17 protein-coding genes are annotated in these 16,657 nt (G+C 72.1%); 8 read left to right on the top strand and 9 right to left on the bottom strand.

The genetic code is table 11. The annotated features are described in order from the left end of the window. Positions 1-69: 69 nt before the first annotated feature. A complete protein-coding gene (locus tag ACFV7Q_RS05530) occupies positions 70-2,592 on the bottom strand; it encodes an ATP-dependent Clp protease ATP-binding subunit (protein WP_385423853.1) in 2,523 nt (840 codons plus the stop codon). A 450-nt stretch (positions 2,593-3,042) separates the two neighbouring features. On the opposite strand from ACFV7Q_RS05530, the gene ACFV7Q_RS05525 reads away from it, so the two are divergent. Next, on the top strand, positions 3,043-3,624 hold the full coding sequence (locus ACFV7Q_RS05525; RefSeq protein ID WP_385423851.1) for an SCO3374 family protein: 582 nt from the start codon (positions 3,043-3,045) through the stop codon (positions 3,622-3,624). Here the strand turns inward: ACFV7Q_RS05525 and ACFV7Q_RS05520 are convergent. From ACFV7Q_RS05520 to ACFV7Q_RS05490, 7 genes are all read right to left on the bottom strand, one after another. Then, positions 3,603-3,941, bottom strand: coding sequence for an Lsr2 family protein (locus ACFV7Q_RS05520; RefSeq protein ID WP_360639990.1), 339 nt, complete (start codon positions 3,939-3,941; stop codon positions 3,603-3,605). The genes ACFV7Q_RS05525 and ACFV7Q_RS05520 overlap by 22 nt on opposite strands. A gap of 163 nt (positions 3,942-4,104) precedes the next feature. Beyond that, positions 4,105-4,635, bottom strand: coding sequence for an amino-acid N-acetyltransferase (locus ACFV7Q_RS05515; RefSeq protein WP_385423849.1), 531 nt, complete (start codon positions 4,633-4,635; stop codon positions 4,105-4,107). Between the two features lie 9 nt (positions 4,636-4,644). Beyond that, a complete protein-coding gene (locus tag ACFV7Q_RS05510) occupies positions 4,645-5,148 on the bottom strand; it encodes a BlaI/MecI/CopY family transcriptional regulator (RefSeq protein WP_385423847.1) in 504 nt (167 codons plus the stop codon). Positions 5,149-5,257: 109 nt separating this feature from the next. Beyond that, positions 5,258-5,431: a hypothetical protein gene (locus ACFV7Q_RS05505; RefSeq protein WP_385423845.1), complete on the bottom strand. Its 174-nt coding sequence runs from the start codon at positions 5,429-5,431 to the stop codon at positions 5,258-5,260. A gap of 13 nt (positions 5,432-5,444) precedes the next feature. Continuing rightward, positions 5,445-6,119 (bottom strand): hypothetical protein, encoded by a 675-nt coding sequence (locus tag ACFV7Q_RS05500; protein ID WP_385423843.1) that lies wholly within the window; start codon positions 6,117-6,119, stop codon positions 5,445-5,447. 99 nt (positions 6,120-6,218) lie between these two features. Further along, positions 6,219-6,404, bottom strand: coding sequence for a DUF397 domain-containing protein (locus ACFV7Q_RS05495; RefSeq protein WP_385423841.1), 186 nt, complete (start codon positions 6,402-6,404; stop codon positions 6,219-6,221). A 172-nt stretch (positions 6,405-6,576) separates the two neighbouring features. Then, positions 6,577-7,692, bottom strand: a complete 1,116-nt coding sequence (locus ACFV7Q_RS05490; protein ID WP_385423839.1) for a threonine aldolase family protein — start codon at positions 7,690-7,692, stop codon at positions 6,577-6,579. 97 nt (positions 7,693-7,789) lie between these two features. Between ACFV7Q_RS05490 and ACFV7Q_RS05485 the strand changes: the two genes are divergently transcribed. Genes ACFV7Q_RS05485 through ACFV7Q_RS05465 form a run of 5 tightly spaced genes read left to right on the top strand, consistent with a single transcriptional unit; the run spans position 7,790 to position 13,306 of the window. Continuing rightward, a complete protein-coding gene (locus ACFV7Q_RS05485) occupies positions 7,790-8,773 on the top strand; it encodes a Rossmann-like and DUF2520 domain-containing protein (protein WP_385423837.1) in 984 nt (327 codons plus the stop codon). Beyond that, positions 8,770-9,786, top strand: a complete 1,017-nt coding sequence (gene panC, locus ACFV7Q_RS05480) for a pantoate--beta-alanine ligase (protein WP_385423835.1) — start codon at positions 8,770-8,772, stop codon at positions 9,784-9,786. The genes ACFV7Q_RS05485 and panC overlap by 4 nt, the downstream gene beginning before the upstream one ends. After that, positions 9,783-11,516, top strand: a complete 1,734-nt coding sequence (locus tag ACFV7Q_RS05475; RefSeq protein ID WP_385423833.1) for an L-aspartate oxidase — start codon at positions 9,783-9,785, stop codon at positions 11,514-11,516. Before panC ends, ACFV7Q_RS05475 begins: the two co-directional genes overlap by 4 nt. Further along, a complete protein-coding gene (gene nadC, locus ACFV7Q_RS05470; protein WP_385423831.1) occupies positions 11,513-12,493 on the top strand; it encodes a carboxylating nicotinate-nucleotide diphosphorylase in 981 nt (326 codons plus the stop codon). Before ACFV7Q_RS05475 ends, nadC begins: the two co-directional genes overlap by 4 nt. Before the next feature lie 3 nt (positions 12,494-12,496). Continuing rightward, entirely contained in the window at positions 12,497-13,306 is an 810-nt protein-coding gene (locus tag ACFV7Q_RS05465) for a type III pantothenate kinase (protein ID WP_385423829.1), read from the top strand. Positions 13,307-13,373: 67 nt separating this feature from the next. On the opposite strand, the gene ACFV7Q_RS05460 is transcribed toward ACFV7Q_RS05465, so the two are convergent. Then, positions 13,374-13,583, bottom strand: a complete 210-nt coding sequence (locus tag ACFV7Q_RS05460) for a hypothetical protein (RefSeq protein ID WP_385423827.1) — start codon at positions 13,581-13,583, stop codon at positions 13,374-13,376. A 179-nt stretch (positions 13,584-13,762) separates the two neighbouring features. On the opposite strand from ACFV7Q_RS05460, the gene ACFV7Q_RS05455 reads away from it, so the two are divergent. Beyond that, the gene (locus ACFV7Q_RS05455) at positions 13,763-14,884 is read left to right on the top strand and encodes a DUF5937 family protein (protein WP_385423825.1); all 1,122 of its coding nucleotides are present in this window, start codon (positions 13,763-13,765) and stop codon (positions 14,882-14,884) included. A gap of 174 nt (positions 14,885-15,058) precedes the next feature. Beyond that, positions 15,059-16,612 (top strand): M28 family metallopeptidase, encoded by a 1,554-nt coding sequence (locus ACFV7Q_RS05450; RefSeq protein WP_385423823.1) that lies wholly within the window; start codon positions 15,059-15,061, stop codon positions 16,610-16,612. The last annotated feature ends 45 nt before the right edge of the window (positions 16,613-16,657 follow it).

Below are 16,657 nucleotides of genomic sequence, written 5' to 3'. Positions count from 1 at the left end.
GCCCCGGAACCATGTGGTTCCGGGGCCGCCCCTTTCGTGCGTACGGCTGCCCGCGGCGCGGGCGGGCCGTCAGCCCTTGCTCAGGTCCGGGCCCGAGCCCGTGGCCTCGATCGGCGGGAGGTCCGGCAGGGCCGACTTCTCCTCGCCGCGGAAGGTGAACTTGGTGGTCTCGCCCTCGCCCTCCGTGCCGACGACCACGATGTGACCGGGACGCAGCTCACCGAAGAGGATCTTCTCGGAGAGGATGTCCTCGATCTCGCGCTGGATCGTGCGGCGCAGCGGACGCGCACCCAGGATCGGGTCGTAGCCGCGCTTGGCCAGCAGGAGCTTGGCCTCGCCGCTGAGCTCGATGCCCATGTCGCGGTCCTTCAGGCGCTCGTCCACCTTGGCGATCATCAGGTCGACGATCTGGATGATGTCTTCCTGCGACAGCTGGTGGAAGACCACCGTGTCGTCGACACGGTTCAGGAACTCGGGGCGGAAGTGCTGCTTCAGCTCCTCGTTGACCTTGGCCTTCATGCGCTCGTAGCCGGTCTTGACGTCGCCCTGGGCGGCGAAGCCCAGGTTGAAGCCCTTCGAGATGTCCCGGGTGCCCAGGTTGGTGGTCATGATGATGACCGTGTTCTTGAAGTCCACGACCCGGCCCTGGGAGTCGGTCAGTCGACCGTCCTCCAGGATCTGGAGAAGGGAATTGAAGATATCCGGGTGGGCCTTCTCGACCTCGTCGAAGAGGACGACGGAGAACGGCTTGCGGCGCACCTTCTCGGTGAGCTGGCCGCCCTCTTCGTAGCCCACGTAGCCGGGGGGCGAACCGAAGAGGCGGGAAACCGTGTGCTTCTCGCTGAACTCCGACATGTCGAGGGAGATCAGCGCGTCCTCGTCACCGAAGAGGAATTCGGCGAGCGTCTTCGAGAGCTCGGTCTTACCGACACCGGACGGGCCGGCGAAGATGAACGAGCCACCCGGGCGCTTCGGGTCCTTCAGACCCGCACGGGTACGGCGGATCGCCTGGGACAGCGCCTTGATGGCGTCCTTCTGGCCGATGACCCGCTTGTGGAGCTCGTCCTCCATGCGGAGCAGCCGCGAGGACTCCTCCTCCGTGAGCTTGAAGACGGGAATGCCGGTCGCGGTCGCGAGGACCTCGGCGATCAGCTCGCCGTCGACCTCGGCGACGACGTCCATGTCGCCGGCCTTCCATTCCTTCTCGCGCTTGGCCTTCGCAGCGAGGAGCTGCTTCTCCTTGTCGCGGAGGGAGGCCGCCTTCTCGAAGTCCTGGGAGTCGATCGCCGACTCCTTGTCCCGGCGCACGGCCGCGATCTTCTCGTCGAACTCGCGGAGGTCCGGCGGCGCGGTCATCCGGCGGATGCGCATCCGGGAGCCGGCCTCGTCGATCAGGTCGATCGCCTTGTCCGGCAGGAAGCGGTCCGAGATGTACCGGTCGGCCAGGGTGGCCGCCTGGACGAGGGCCTCGTCCGTGATGGAGACACGGTGGTGGGCCTCGTAGCGGTCGCGCAGGCCCTTGAGGATCTCAATCGTGTGCGGCAGCGACGGCTCGGCCACCTGGATCGGCTGGAAGCGGCGCTCCAGGGCCGCGTCCTTCTCCAGGTGCTTGCGGTACTCGTCGAGCGTGGTGGCACCGATGGTCTGCAGCTCACCACGGGCCAGCATCGGCTTGAGGATGCTGGCGGCGTCGATCGCGCCCTCGGCTGCACCCGCACCCACGAGGGTGTGGAGCTCGTCGATGAACAGGATGATGTCGCCGCGGGTGCGGATCTCCTTGAGGACCTTCTTCAGGCGCTCCTCGAAGTCACCGCGGTAGCGGGAGCCGGCGACGAGCGCACCCAGGTCGAGGGTGTAGAGGTGCTTGTCCTTGAGGGTCTCGGGCACCTCGCCCTTGACGATGGCCTGGGCCAGGCCCTCGACGACGGCGGTCTTGCCGACGCCGGGCTCGCCGATGAGGACCGGGTTGTTCTTGGTGCGGCGGGACAGCACCTGCATGACCCGCTCGATCTCCTTCTCGCGCCCGATGACCGGGTCGAGCTTGGATTCGCGGGCCGCCTGGGTGAGGTTGCGGCCGAACTGGTCCAGGACGAGCGAGGTCGAGGGGGTGCCCTCGGCCGGGCCGCCTGCCGTGGCCGACTCCTTGCCTCCGCCGGAGTAGCCGGAGAGCAGCTGGATGACCTGCTGCCGGACCCTGTTGAGATCGGCGCCCAGCTTGACCAGGACCTGGGCCGCGACGCCTTCGCCCTCGCGGATCAGGCCCAGCAGGATGTGCTCGGTGCCGATGTAGTTGTGGCCGAGCTGGAGGGCCTCTCGGAGCGAGAGCTCCAGGACCTTCTTCGCCCGCGGGGTGAAGGGGATGTGGCCGGACGGGGCCTGCTGGCCCTGACCGATGATCTCCTCAACCTGCTGGCGAACAGCCTCGAGCGAAATCCCGAGGCTCTCCAGGGCCTTAGCGGCGACACCCTCACCCTCGTGGATCAAGCCCAGGAGGATGTGCTCGGTGCCGATGTAGTTGTGGTTGAGCATCCGGGCTTCTTCCTGAGCCAGGACGACAACCCGCCGCGCGCGGTCGGTGAACCTCTCGAACATCGTTTATCGCTCCTCAGAGCGGTCGGGCAGTTCGGGGTCGGTCCCCGCCCTGTCCTTCCGCATGCTAGTCCCGCGGGGCGGGACAGCTCATTCCAACTGCCGACATCCGTCCGCGGCTCACCCCCACGTCAGTGGGGAAAACCGGCTCCAACAGCCGACAACTGCTCCAACCCGATGGTGCGAGACGATGTTCCCGCAGGCCAGGCAGATACCCGTCACACGTGTACGCCGATGGCGAACGGAACCCGCTCAAATCAGCGTGTCGCCCCGATCCACTAGGAATGTCTTACCCGTAAGCACCGACAGTCCATGCCCCCGGCACAGGGTCCCTCCGCTACGGGCGAACACGATTCGGTCCCGAATGTGGGACTCCACCCCCTGGAGCTTTACGTTCCGCATTGGTCGGAGTGCACAGCGTAACTCGCGGGGCCCTTCGGAGTTGCTCCTGTCATGGCCTTCACCGTTCCCGCGCCCCGCACCGCTCCGGAGGACGGTTGCGCGTCCTGGTACGAGCGGGTGCTCGGCTGGACCGTCGCGGGCGGGCCGCCCGCCCAGCTGGTCACCGGAACCCGGTTCGACGTACTGGAGCTGCCGTCCGACGCGGGGGCGGAGCTGCTGCGCCGGCCCGTGGCCACCGGTCCGGTCGCCCTCATGGGGCGCAGGATGCGGTTCCTGGTGGCGGCGGGGGCCGCGGACGAGCTGCCGGGGCTGCTCGACTGGTTGGAGTGGGGCGGAGTGGCCCTCGACCTCACCGCCCTGGGTGCGGGCGGCCGGATCACGGCTCCGGTTCCCCCCGGCCGGGCCGCAGGGGGAAGTCCCCGGGGGGCCGCCGTGTGGCTGCGACCCCCCGAGCAGGGGTGCGAGGCGCTGCTGCCGGCCCTGCCCGGTCCTGGGCAGGGCGGCGTGGGCCTTCGGCAGGGAGCTGCCGCGCCCGATCTCGTACGCCTGGTCGCCGCGGCGGCGACGGAGTGCCACCGGGCACGGCTGTGGCGGCGTACGCCGGTACGGGGTCAGCCCTTGGCGTTCTCGTAGGCCTCGCGGATTTCCGCCGGGACGCGACCGCGGTCGTTGACGTTCATCCCCTGGGCCTTGGCCCAGGCGCGGATCTCGGCGGTGTCCGGGTTGCCGGAGCTCGCTGCGGCCCGGCCCTTGGCGCGGCCCGCGGCGGCACGGCCGCCGGTGCGGCGACCGCCCTTGGTGTACGGCTCGAGCAGACCACGGAGCTTTTCCGCGTTGGCGGTGGTGAGGTCGATCTCGTAGGTCTTGCCATCCAGAGCGAACGTCACGGTCTCGTCCGCCTCGCCACCGTCGAGGTCGTCGACAAGAAGGACCTGAACCTTCTGTGCCACCGGATTTCCTTTCATCGAAAAGCAGTACGCGGAAAGGAAACCGCTTTTCCCTGAAAAACACAAACCCCCGGGAGAGGTTCAGGACCGCAACGAGGAGGGAAACGTGCGCGATTCGGACATAGGCCACAGGTGCGCGGAGCCCGGGAAAAGCCGACGTGATCGTTCAGAGGTGCAGAAGCATCCGGCTGTTGCCCAAGGTGTTCGGCTTCACTCGTTCGAGACCGAGGAACTCGGCAACGCCCTCGTCATAGGAACGCAGGAGCTCCATGTACACATCGGTCTCGACCGGCGTCTCCCCGATCTCGACGAAGCCGTGCTTCGCGAAGAAGTCCACTTCGAAGGTGAGGCAGAAAACCCGGCGGACCCCCAGCGCGCGGGCGGTGTCCAACAACTGCGCGAGCAGCTGATGGCCGACTCCCGCCCCCTGCAACTCGCGGTCGACGGCGAGGGTGCGCACTTCGGCGAGGTCTTCCCACATCACGTGGAGTGCGCCGCAGCCCACCACCCGGCCGTCCGAGAGGCGTTCCGCGACCCAGAACTCCTGGATGTCCTCGTAAAGGGTCACCGGGGCTTTGTCGAGGAGGATCCGCTGCTGCACGTACTGGTCGAGGAGGCGGCGCAGTGCGCGGACATCCCCGGTACGGGCACGGCGGATGGTCACCGTTTTTGCTGGGGCAGCGGAAATCTCGGCCATGACCGGACGCTATCGCCCCGGGGCGGGGCGGTCCTCGGCGGAGTCCCCTTCGACGCCGGAGGGGGGCTCGGGGGCGGGTTCGGAAGCCGGCTCCGGGGCCTCCGGGGCGGGCTGCGGAGCGGGGCCGGAGGCCGGCTCGGCGGCCGACTCCTCGTCGTGCTGGACGATCCGGATGGCGTCGCGGAGTGCTTCTCGCTGTTCGGGGGACATCATGCCGAAGAAGGCCACCAGAGCAGCCGCGGGGCTGTCGCTCGTCGACCAGGCTTCGTTCATCAGTGCGGCCGAGTAGGCGGCGCGGGTGGAAACCGCCGTATACCGATAGGCGCGGCCTTCGGCTTCCCGGCGGACCCAGCCCTTCTGATGGAGATTGTCCATAACGGTCATCACCGTGGTGTACGCGATGGACCGTTCCTGCTGGAGGTCTTCCAGGACTTCACGTACGGTGACCGGGCGGTTCCACTGCCACACCCGCGTCATGACCGCGTCTTCGAGTTCTCCCAAGGGGCGAGGCACACCAGCACGATAGTGCGGATTGTGGGGAATTGCCCGGCCATTCACGCGACACCGGGCAACAAAAACCGGGCGTGCGGCCCGGAGGCCGTACGCCCGGAACACCCGCCCGTTACGGGCGGGGCTGCGCCTGCTGCGCGGCTTCGGCGCGGGAGAGCGCGGCGTCGACGGCCGCGTCCTCCTTGGCCTTGTTGGCGCCGCCCTGGCTCTTCACGATCGTCACGACGAGAGCGATGAAGAAGCCGGCCATCACGAACGGGGGAACGAGCGCGGAAACGTAGTCCATGACCCCAGCCTAGCTAGCCGGCCGCCAGGCCGGCCGCCGGGGGCGGGGTGGGCTTCCGGCGCGGCGGGAACACCTCGCCGGGGGTCGGGACGGGCCGCTCGGGGCGCGGCGGGGGCTCCGGGGACGGGCGTGACGGCTGGGGACGGGGCGGCTCCTGGGCGCCGCCCCGGCCACCGCCGCGGGACCCGTCCGCGGCCTCCCGGCCGAGGGGGTCCCGGCCGCCGGCGCCGTGGGAGTCCCGGCCGCCGGCCAGGGCCAGCAGCCTCGTGCGGGGCGGCGGGGCGGCGGGCATTCGGCGCTTCAGGGCGCGCCCGGCGACGGCCTGGGCGCGCTCCAGGAGGGCCGCTGCGACCGGGTTGGCACGGAGCGCGCGCAGGGCGGCCAGATCGTCCGGTGCGGGCTCGTAGCCGGCGGCCAGGGCGTCCTGGAGCAGCTCCAGGTACCCGGTGAGACTGCCGGGCAGGGCGCTGCGGTAGCGCAGGAGGTCGGCGAGGAGGAACGCTCTGAGCCGGCCCGCCTCCTGGACCGCTTCGTCCACCGACTGCGCGAGGCGCAGGCAGTCCTGCACTTCGGGCGCCGTCAGGGGGGCCGTGGAGGACTGGAGGGCATGGGCGAGGGTGCGCCTGAGCACGCGCAGCTCGGCGGCGCTGAACGCCATGCCGCCGCGGGATCCGTAGGGCGTGGGCATGCGCCGAAGATACGCGCTAATCGGACAAAATCCCCTGATCGCCGTGATTCCGGCGCGGCGGGAGCAACAGCAGGGCCGGCCGCGGGCGGGCGGCGACGGTCAGCCGTGTTCCTTCACGGCGCGCAGGAAGTCGGCCCAGGCGGCCTGCGTGGTGGCCAGGACGAGGTGGGCCGGGTCGGCGCGATCGGCCACGCGGACGAGGTGCCCGGGGGTGGCGAGCACGTAGACGCAGGCCTCTCCCTCTCCGCAGTACGAGGACTTCTGCCACTCGGGGTCAGCGGTCATGGTGTCTCTCCTCCGATGGACGGGCTGGTGCTGCCCGTGGTGGGACGGTAACCCCGGGCGGGCCCCGAGTCGGCCACTTCGGCCGAATTCGGTGCGTCGCGCCCGGCGTGCCGGGTTGCGGCGCAGCGGTGGACGGGCCCCCTCGGGAGCCGCACAGGGCGGCTGGAGGCGGCTAGAGGCGGTCGAGGAAGGCGGCGGCGGTAACGGCCGCGTCCTGGCCGGTCCAGGCCAGGCCGGGCTCCGTGACCGTCACCTCCGTCACCGACAGGCCGGGTACGGGCGCCGGCTCCCAACCGCGGAACAGGACGGTGCCCGTCTCCTCCGCGAGCCGGATCCCCGCATCCGTGAGCCGGTCCGCCCCGTACGGCAGCCAGACCTGGAACTGGTGGGTGTGCGGCACCTCCGGGTGGATCCGGAACCAGGGGACCCCCGCGGCGCGGAAGCCCTCCCCCAGCCCCTGCGCCACCACGCGCGCGTGCGCCACGTACGACGGCAGCCGCGGCAGCTCCCGTTCCAGCCCGGCGAGCGCCGACAGGGCCTGCGGGAACTGGCGGAAGATCTGGCCGCCGTACCGGTGGCGCCACACCTTCGCCTCGGCGACCAGGGCGGACGGGCCCGCGAGCGCCGCTCCGCTGAGCCCGCCCAGCGACTTGTAGAAGGACACGTACACCGAGTCGGCGAGGGCCGCGATCTCCGGCAGGGGCCGGCCGAAGTGGGTGGTGGCCTCCCACAGCCGGGCCCCGTCGAAGTGGACGACGGCGTCCCGCTCCCGGGCCGCGCCGACGAGCTCCTCCAGCTCCTCCCAGGACGGCAGCAGGAAGCCCGCCTCGCGCAGCGGGAGCTCCACCATCAACGTGCCGAACGGCTCGGCGAGGTCGGCGACCTCCTCCGCGGTGGGCTGGCGGGGCTCCCGCGTGGGGTGCACCGTGCGCAGGCCCGACACCAGGGACAGCGCCCCGCCCTCCCACAGCTCGGGGTGGCTCATCGGGTGCAGGGCGACCACCGGGTTCCCGGTGCGGCCCGCCCAGCAGCGCAGGGCGACCTGCTGGGCCATCGTGCCCGACGGGAAGTACGCGGCCGCTTGCGTGCCGAGGAGTTCGGCGACCCGCTCCTCCAGCCTGGCCACGACGCCGTCGCCGTAGAGGTCGGCGGGCTCGTCGGGGTCGGGCGCGGCCAGCTCCGCGAGCAACTCGCCGACCGTGGTCTCGCGCACACCGCCGCACAGTTTGCGCCCGGCCGACCGCCCCGCCGCGACCAGCCGGTTCACCCGCTCGATGTCATCGTTCATGGCCCAGATCATCGCCGATCGCCCCTGGCGCCCAGGGGCTAGCATGGCGGCGTATCGTCCGGTACCCCCGCGGACTGGAACGGAAGGCCCACCCCGCGTGAACGCACCCCATCAGACGGAACCCCGGGATCCGTCCGCCCGACCTGCCCGGCTGACCGTCGGTGTCGTCGGGGCCGGCCGGGTCGGCCCGGCCCTGGCCCGCGCCCTCCAGCAGGCGGGGCACCGCCCGGTCGCCGTCTCCGGCGTCTCGGACGCCTCCCGCCGCCGCGCCGAGCGGATGCTGCCCGACGTGCCGCTCGTACCGCCCGCGCAGGTGCTGGAGCTGGCCGACCTGGTGCTGCTGACCGTGCCCGACGACGCCCTGCCCGGCCTCGTGCAGGGGCTCGCCGACACCGGCGCGGTCCGGCCCGGGCAGCTGCTCGTGCACACCTCCGGCCGGTACGGGGCCTCCGTCCTGGACCCGGCCCGCAGGGCGGGCGCGCTGCCGTTGGCCCTGCACCCCGCGATGACGTTCACCGGCACCGAGGTCGACGTGCAGCGGCTCGCCGGCTGCTCCTTCGGCGTCACGGCCCCCGACGAGCTGCGGCTCGCGGCCGAGGCCCTGGTGATCGAGATGGGCGGTGAACCGGAGTGGATCGCGGAGGCGAACCGCCCGCTCTACCACGCCGCCCTCGCGCTGGGCGCGAACCACCTGGTCACATTGGTGGCCCAGGCGATGGAACTGCTGGCCAAGGCCGGCGTGGAGCACCCCGACCGGATGCTCGGCCCGCTGCTGGGCGCGGCCCTGGACAACGCCCTGCGCTCGGGGGACGCCGCGCTCACCGGGCCGGTGGCCCGCGGCGACGCCGGGACGGTCGCCGCACACGTGTCGGAGCTGCGTCGGCACGCCCCGGGGACGCTCGCCGGGTACCTGGCGATGGCCCGTACGACGGCGGACCGGGCCCTGGCGCACGGTCTGCTCAAGCCCGAGCTGGCAGAGGACCTGCTGGGGGTGCTCGCGGACGGCGCCGGCGCGGACGCCGGCCCGGTCGGGCGGGACCCGAACGGCACCGAGGGACCCGAAGGGGGCGACGGCCGGTGAGCCACGACCTGCTGCTGATCGACACCGCGGAGAAGCTCGCGGAGCTCCCGCGCTCCGGCTCCGGGCCGCGGGCGGTCGTCATGACGATGGGCGCCCTCCACGAGGGGCACGCCACCCTGGTCCGGGCGGCCCGGGAGTTGGCCGGGCCCGGAGGCCAGGTCGTCGTCACGGTCTTCGTCAACCCGCTGCAGTTCGGGGCGAACGAGGACCTCGACCGCTACCCGCGCACCCTCGACGCCGACCTGGAGCTGGCCCGCGCGGCGGGCGCCGACGCCGTGTTCGCCCCGGCCGTCGACGAGGTCTACCCCGGCGGGGAGCCCCAGGTGCGGATCAGCGCCGGCCCGATGGGCACCCGGCTGGAGGGCGCCACCCGGCCCGGGCACTTCGACGGCATGCTGACCGTCGTCGCCAAGCTGCTCCACCTCACCCGCCCCGACCTGGCCCTGTTCGGCCAGAAGGACGCGCAGCAGCTGGCGTTGATCCGGCGGATGGTGACCGACCTGAACTTCCCCGTCGAGGTGGTCGGCGTACCGACCGTCCGTGAGGAGGACGGGCTCGCGCTGTCGTCCCGCAACCGCTACCTGTCCGTCCCCGAGCGGCGCACCGCCCTGGCCCTGTCCCGCGCCCTGTTCGCGGGCCGCGACCGGCTCGCCGCGCAGGCCGCGCTGCGCGCCCGCGCCGAGGCGGCCCCCGCCAGCGACGAGCGGGCCACCGCCCTGGCCCGGCTGGGCGAGATCCGGGCCTCGGCCGACGCGCACGCCGTGTCGTCCGCGGCGGCGGCCCCCGGCACCGGTCTGCCGGACGCCGTACGGGCCGCCGCCCGGCACGTCCTGGAGGAGGCGGGCCGGCACGAGCCGCCGCTGGTCCTGGACTACCTGGCCCTGGTGGACCCGCAGGACTTCACCGACGTCGGCTCCGACTTCACCGGGCGTGCCGTGCTGGCCGTCGCCGCGAAGGTCGGCACGACCCGGCTGATCGACAACATCCCATTGGAGTTCGGAGCACACTCGTGAGCACCCCAGGCACAGGACCCGCCGGTACCGGCATACGGCTGCACGCGCCCGCCCCCGGCTGGGCCGTCGAGGCCGACGTCGTGGTCGTCGGCTCGGGCGTGGCGGGTCTGACGGCCGCACTGCGCTGCGCCGCCGCGGGCCGCCGTACCGTCGTGGTCACCAAGGCCCGGCTCGACGACGGCTCCACCCGTTGGGCCCAGGGCGGGATCGCCGCCGCGCTCGGCGAGGGCGACACCCCGGGACAGCACCTGGACGACACCCTGGTCGCGGGCGCCGGCCTGTGCGACGAGGACGCCGTCCGGCTCCTGGTCACCGAGGGGCCCGACGCGGTGCGCCGACTGATCGCCTCCGGTGCCGTGTTCGACACCTCCGCCGAGACCGGGGAGATCGAGCTCACCCGCGAGGGCGGCCACCACCGGCGGCGGATCGCGCACGCGGGCGGCGACGCCACCGGCGCCGAGATCTCCCGCGCGCTGGTCGAGGCCGTGCACGCGGCCGGCATCGAGACCGTCGAGAACGCGCTGGTCCTGGACCTGCTGCAGGACGCCGAGGGCCGCACGGCCGGCGTCACCCTGCACGTCATGGGCGAGGGCCAGCACGACGGCGTCGGCGCCGTCCACGCGCCCGCCGTGATCCTCGCGACCGGCGGCATGGGCCAGGTGTTCTCCGCCACCACCAATCCGTCGGTGTCCACCGGCGACGGCGTGGCGCTCGCGCTGCGCGCCGGGGCCGAGGTCTCCGACCTGGAGTTCGTGCAGTTCCACCCCACCGTGCTGTACCTGGGCCCGGACGCCGAGGGCCAGCAGCCGCTGGTCTCGGAAGCGGTCCGCGGCGAGGGCGCGCACCTGGTCGACGCGGACGGCGTCCGCTTCATGGTCGGCGCGCACGAGCTGGCCGAGCTGGCCCCGCGCGACATCGTGGCCAAGGGCATCATGCGCCGCATGCAGGAGCAGGGTGCGCAGCACATGTACCTCGACGCCCGGCACTTCGGCGCCGAGATGTGGGAGCACCGCTTCCCGACCATCCTGGCCGCCTGCCGGGCCCACGGCATCGACCCGGTGACCGAGCCCGTCCCGGTGGCGCCCGCGGCGCACTACGCCTCCGGTGGTGTCCGCACCGACCGGTACGGCCGCACCACCGTGCCCGGCCTGTACGCGTGCGGCGAGGTCGCCTGCACCGGTGTGCACGGCGCGAACCGGCTGGCCTCCAACTCCCTGCTGGAAGGGCTGGTCTTCGCCGAGCGCATCGCCGAGGACATCGTCGCGAACGCCCCGTCGGGCAGCGGTCCGGGCATACCGGTCCCCTCGACGGGCCCGCTGCAGCCCGCCGAGGCCCGCTACGAGGTCCAGCGCATCATGACGGAGGGCGCGGGCGTGCTGCGCTCGGCCGGGTCCCTGCGGGCGGCGGCCGCCGCCCTGGAGGACCTGTACGCCACCGCGCTCACCGCCCTGGAGACGAACGGCAAGACCGCCGTGCCGGGCACCGACACGTGGGAGGCCACGAACCTGCTGTGCGTGGCCCGGGTCCTGGTCGCCGCCGCCCTGCGGCGCGAGGAGACCCGGGGCTGCCACTGGCGGGAGGACTTCCCCGAGCGCGACGACGCCGCCTGGCGCCGCCACCTCGTCGTCAGGCTGTCCCGCACCGAGAAGCGGGCCCTGGTCGTCATCCCCACCGACTCTGCGGACCTCCCGTCCGTACAGCACCCCCTGAGCCAGGAGCAGGCATCGTGAGCACCCCCGAACTCCCCCTGATCGAGCAGAACGAAGGCGGCTGCGGCGACGACTGCGGCTGCGGCGACGGCGAGGAGAGCGGCCTGGACCCGGCGCTCGCCGCGCTGCTGGCCGAGGCGGGCCTCGACCCCGTCGAGGTCGAGGACATCGCCCACATGGCGCTCGCCGAGGACCTCGACGGCGGCGTGGACGTCACCACCGTCGCGACCGTGTCCGAGGACGCCGAGGCCGTCGCCGATTTCGTCGCCCGCGAGGACGGCGTCGTGGCCGGGCTGCGCGTCGTCGAGGCGGTGTTCTCCGTCGCGTGCAGCGAGGCCTTCGAAGTCGAGCGGCACGCCGAGGACGGCGACGGCGTGAAGAAGGGCGACGTGTTGCTGTCGGTGCGGGCCCGTACCCGTGACCTGCTGACCGCCGAGCGCAGCGCACTGAACATCCTGTGCCGGCTGTCGGGCATCGCGACGGCCACCCGCCGCTGGGCGGACGTGCTGGAGGGCACCGGCGCCAAGGTCCGCGACACCCGCAAGACCACGCCCGGCCTGCGCTCGCTGGAGAAGTACGCGGTGCGCTGCGGCGGCGGCGTGAACCACCGCATGTCCCTGTCGGACGCGGCGCTGGTCAAGGACAACCACGTGGTCGCGGCCGGCGGGGTCGCGGAGGCGTTCCGGGCCGTGCGCGAGGCGTTCCCGGAGGTGCCGATCGAGGTGGAGGTGGACACCCTGCACCAGGCGCGCGAGGTCATGGACGCCGGGGCCGACCTGATCCTCCTCGACAACTTCACGCCGATGGAGACCGAGGAGGCCGTGATCCTGAACAAGGAGCACAACAAGGGCCGGGCGATCCTGGAGTCCTCCGGCCGGCTGACCCTGGAGAACGCGCGCGCGTACGCCGAGACCGGTGTGGACTTCCTGGCCGTCGGCGCGCTGACGCACTCCTCGCCCATCCTGGACATCGGCCTCGACCTGCGCGAGGCGGTGTAACCGGTGCTGCTCACCATCGACGTCGGCAACACCCACACCGTGCTCGGCCTGTTCGACGGTGACGAGATCGTCGAGCACTGGCGCATCTCCACCGACCCGCGCCGCACGGCCGACGAGATGGCCGTCCTGATGCAGGGCCTGATGGGCATGCACCCGATGCTCGGCAGCGAGCTGGGCGACGGCATCCACGGCATCGCGATCTGCTCGACGGTCCCGTCGGTGCTGCACGAGCTCCGCGAGGTGACGCGCCGCTACTACGGCGACGTCCCCGCGGTGCTCGTCGAGCCGGGCATCAAGACGGGCGTGCCGATCCTCATGGACAACCCCAAGGAGGTGGGAGCGGACCGCATCATCAACGCGGTCGCGGCCGTCGACCTCTACGGTGGCCCGGCGATCGTGGTCGACTTCGGCACGGCGACCACCTTCGACGCGGTGTCCGCGAAGGGCGAGTACGTGGGCGGGGTGATCGCCCCTGGCATAGAGATCTCGATGGAGGCCCTGGGCGTACGCGGCGCCCAGCTCCGCAAGATCGAGCTGGCCCGGCCGCGGCACGTGATCGGCAAGTCCACGGTCGAGGCGATGCAGTCGGGCGTGGTGTACGGCTTCGCGGGCCAGGTCGACGGGGTCGTCGCCCGCATGGCCCGGGAACTGGCGGGCCCGCACGGCGATCCGGACGACGTCCGGGTCATCGCCACGGGCGGGCTGGCGCCGATGGTGCTCGGCGAGTCCTCGGTGATCGACGACCACGAGCCGTGGCTGACGCTGATCGGGCTGCGCCTGGTCTACGAGCGCAACGCGCCGAACTTCTCCTGAGCCGGTGGGCCCGGGCCCTCGTCCCGGGCCGGTGGGCCGCCGCCCGGGGTAGCGGCCGGCTGGCCGGTCAGCACGGCCTGGGGCGGCTCAGGAGGCGGCGGACGGCGGCCCGCCACGGGTGGTGTGCCGCCCGGCCGTCCAGTACGGCCCGGAACTGCTGGTAGTTCCGGGCCGCCCGCACCACCGCGACGTCGTCGCGGCCCGGCGGCGGGGGCATCGGCGCACCCTGCTGGCAGGCCCGGAAGGTGTCGATGAGGTACTGCTCGATCGCTGTCATACCTCCACCCTGAACCCTCCGGCGGCAGCCCGCTCGTCGATTGACGCTGCTGGTCAATCGACGCGCTGACCAGCGGCGCAGGCCCGTGGGCCGCCCTCAGGGGGACAGGGGTGGGGGCCACGCCGCGCCGGTGGCCGCGGCAGTCCCGGATCGGGGGCGGCGGCGGCCAGAATGGGCCGATGAGCGTCACCATCGACATCGCCGGGCTCTCCGACGAGCACATCGCCTTCGCCCCCTCGCCGCTCGCCGAGCTCTGCATGACCCTGCACGCGCTCTCCCAGCCCGCGCACCACCCCGGCCTCGCCTCCTGGACCGCCGCCACCGCCGCCGGGCTCGACCCCTGCCTCGCGGACCGGCTGCTGGAGGGCGACTTCATGTGGCGCAGCTCCTTCTCGGACATCTTCATGGCCTTCGCCGGCGTCCCCGGCGGCACCGGGCGGCCCGCCGCGACCCTGACCGAGGAACTCGACGTACTCGACGAGTTGGACGACGAGCGGTTCGTGATGGCCGCCCTGGAGCACTGCTGGCTGGCGCAGTACAACGAGGGCGGCGGGCCCTCCCCGCTGACCGACGCCGGTGCCCGGGCCAAGGTGCTGGAGACGGCCGCCGCCCGTGGACCCGGCCGGCTGGAGTTCTCGCTGCGGCTGCTGGACGACACCGCCGGCGTACGGGTGTGGATGCGCCGGCTCCTGGAGGACTGCGACGAGGCCTTCTTCGCCGAGACCTGGCGGCGGATAGAGCCCGAGCAGGCCGCGGACGCCCGGCACAAGACGGAGGTGCTGCGCCGCAAGGGGCTGTCCGCCGTCCTGAAGGAGGTCTCGGCCGCCCTGAGCGTCGACGAGGCCCGCACCACCATCACCGCCGACAAGATGGTCCACGGCACCGCGACCGCGACCGATCCGGAGATAGGCCCCGGCCTGGTCTTCGTCCCGACACACTTCGGCTGGCCGCACCTGCTCGTGCTGCACGCCCCCGGCTGGCGGCCGGTGGTCCACTACCCGGTGCGCAACCCCGAACTGCCGTCACCCGGTTCGGTGGAGCTGCTCCAGCGTCGGATGGAGGCCCTGGCCCACCCGATGCGGATGCTGCTGTGCCGGAGCCTGGGCCGCGCGCCGTACACGACGAGCGAGCTGGCGACCGTGCACGGCATCACCCCGCCGGAGGTGTCACGGCACCTGTCCGTACTGAAGAAGGCCGGACTGCTCCATACGCGACGTCAGGGCCGTTATGCCCAGCACCAGTTGGATCTAGGGGTCGTTGCCCGGATCGGTCCCGACTTCATCGAGGGCATCCTGCGCTAACGGTGGCCGGTTCCTTACTGCGCAGATGCACCGATATACGGAATTCACAAACCGGAATCAGCGAAAACTCTGGCCAGATCCGCCTGCCCGTCTATAACGTGCGTCCACCACTCCCCCCACGTACCGCGCATCGTCGTCCGTCTGTCTGCTCGCACCTGTCGTGGAAGGACCTTCATGCCCTCACGCCGCATAGCCGCAGCGACCGCCGCCCTGGCCGCCGCCACCCTCGTCTCGCCGCTGCTCCTGGCCGGCCCGGCCGGCGCCACCAGCCCGCAGAGCGACGCAGCCCGGGCGGACGCACTGGCCAGGAAGCTGGTCAAGGACTCGACCGGCAAAGGCGCCTACAACCATCTGAAGGTCTTCCAGTCCATCGCCGACTACAACAACGGCAACCGCGTGGCCGGTTCCAAGGGCCACGTGCAGTCCGCCCAGTACGTCGAAGCGGTGCTGAAGGCCGCCGGGTACGAGGTCTCGCGCAACGAGTTCGAGTTCACGTACGTCGAGACCGTCGCGGAGACCCTGAAGGTCAACGGGGCGAACGGCCGCGACGTGCCGATCGAGCTGATGACGTACACCGCGAGCGGCCCCGAAGCGGGGATCACCGCGCAGGTCGCTGCGGCGCCCGTCGACGCCGACGGCACCAACGGCTGCGAGCCCGGCGACTTCGCCGCGGGCGCCTTCACCGGCAAGATCGCCCTCGTCAAGCGCGGCGGCTGCACCTTCGCCGTCAAGCAGGCCAACGCCGCCGCGGCCGGAGCCGTCGGCGCGGTCATCTACAACAACACCGACGGCGCCCTCAACGGCACCCTCGGGGACCCGAACGCGGGCAAGATCCCGACCGGCGGCATCACCCAGGCCGAGGGCCAGCGGCTCGCCGCCGAGGCCGCGGCCGGCCCGGTCGAGGTCACCCTGGACATCCGCGAACTGCGGGAGCAGCGCAAGACGTTCAACGTCATCGCCGAGACGAAGGGCGGCGACGAGAACAACACCGTGTTCCTCGGCGCGCACCTCGACTCGGTCTCCGCCGGGCCGGGCATCAACGACAACGGCTCGGGCTCGGCCGGCATCCTCCAGGTCGCGCAGCGCCTCGCGCACGACCAGAAGAAGATCAAGAACAAGGTGAAGTTCGCCTGGTGGTCGGCCGAGGAGTTCGGACTGCTCGGATCCGAGGCGTACGTCGGCGGCCTGACCGAGGCGCAGAAGAAGCAGATCAAGCTGTACCTGAACTTCGACATGATCGGCTCGCCGAACCCGGCCTACTTCGTCTACGACGGCGACGACTCCGACGGCGTCGGCGCCGGACCGGGCCCGGAGGGCTCCGCCCAGCTGGAGCGGGGGATAACGGACTTCCTCGACTCGAAGGGCATCCCGCACGAGGGCACGGACTTCACCGGCCGCTCGGACTACGGCCCGTTCATCGAGGTCGGCATTCCGTCGGGCGGCACCTTCACCGGCGCCGAGGGCATCAAGACCGAGGCGCAGGCGGCGAAGTTCGGCGGTCAGGCCGGCGTGGCCTACGACCCGAACTACCACGCCGAGGGCGATGACCTGAAGAACATCGACCAGAAGGCCCTGGACATCAACGTGGACGTCATCGCGGATGCGGTGGGCCACTACGCCCACGACCTGGCGCCGCTGTCGAAGCCGGTGGTCTCGCAGCCGACCGGTGGCGGCGCGGGCAGCGGCGGCGGCCTGCACGACGGCCACGGCCACGAGGTGACGGAGTAGCAGTAACCCGCGGGTGAACGGAGGGGTCGGGCCCTGCCGGCCCCT

Origin of the sequence: Streptomyces sp. NPDC059851, from assembly GCF_042732005.1 — a bacterium.
Taxonomy (GTDB): Bacteria; Actinomycetota; Actinomycetes; order Streptomycetales; family Streptomycetaceae; genus Streptomyces.
Note: the sequence above shows the minus strand (reverse complement) of the source record. Positions and strands in the feature narration are given on the sequence as shown.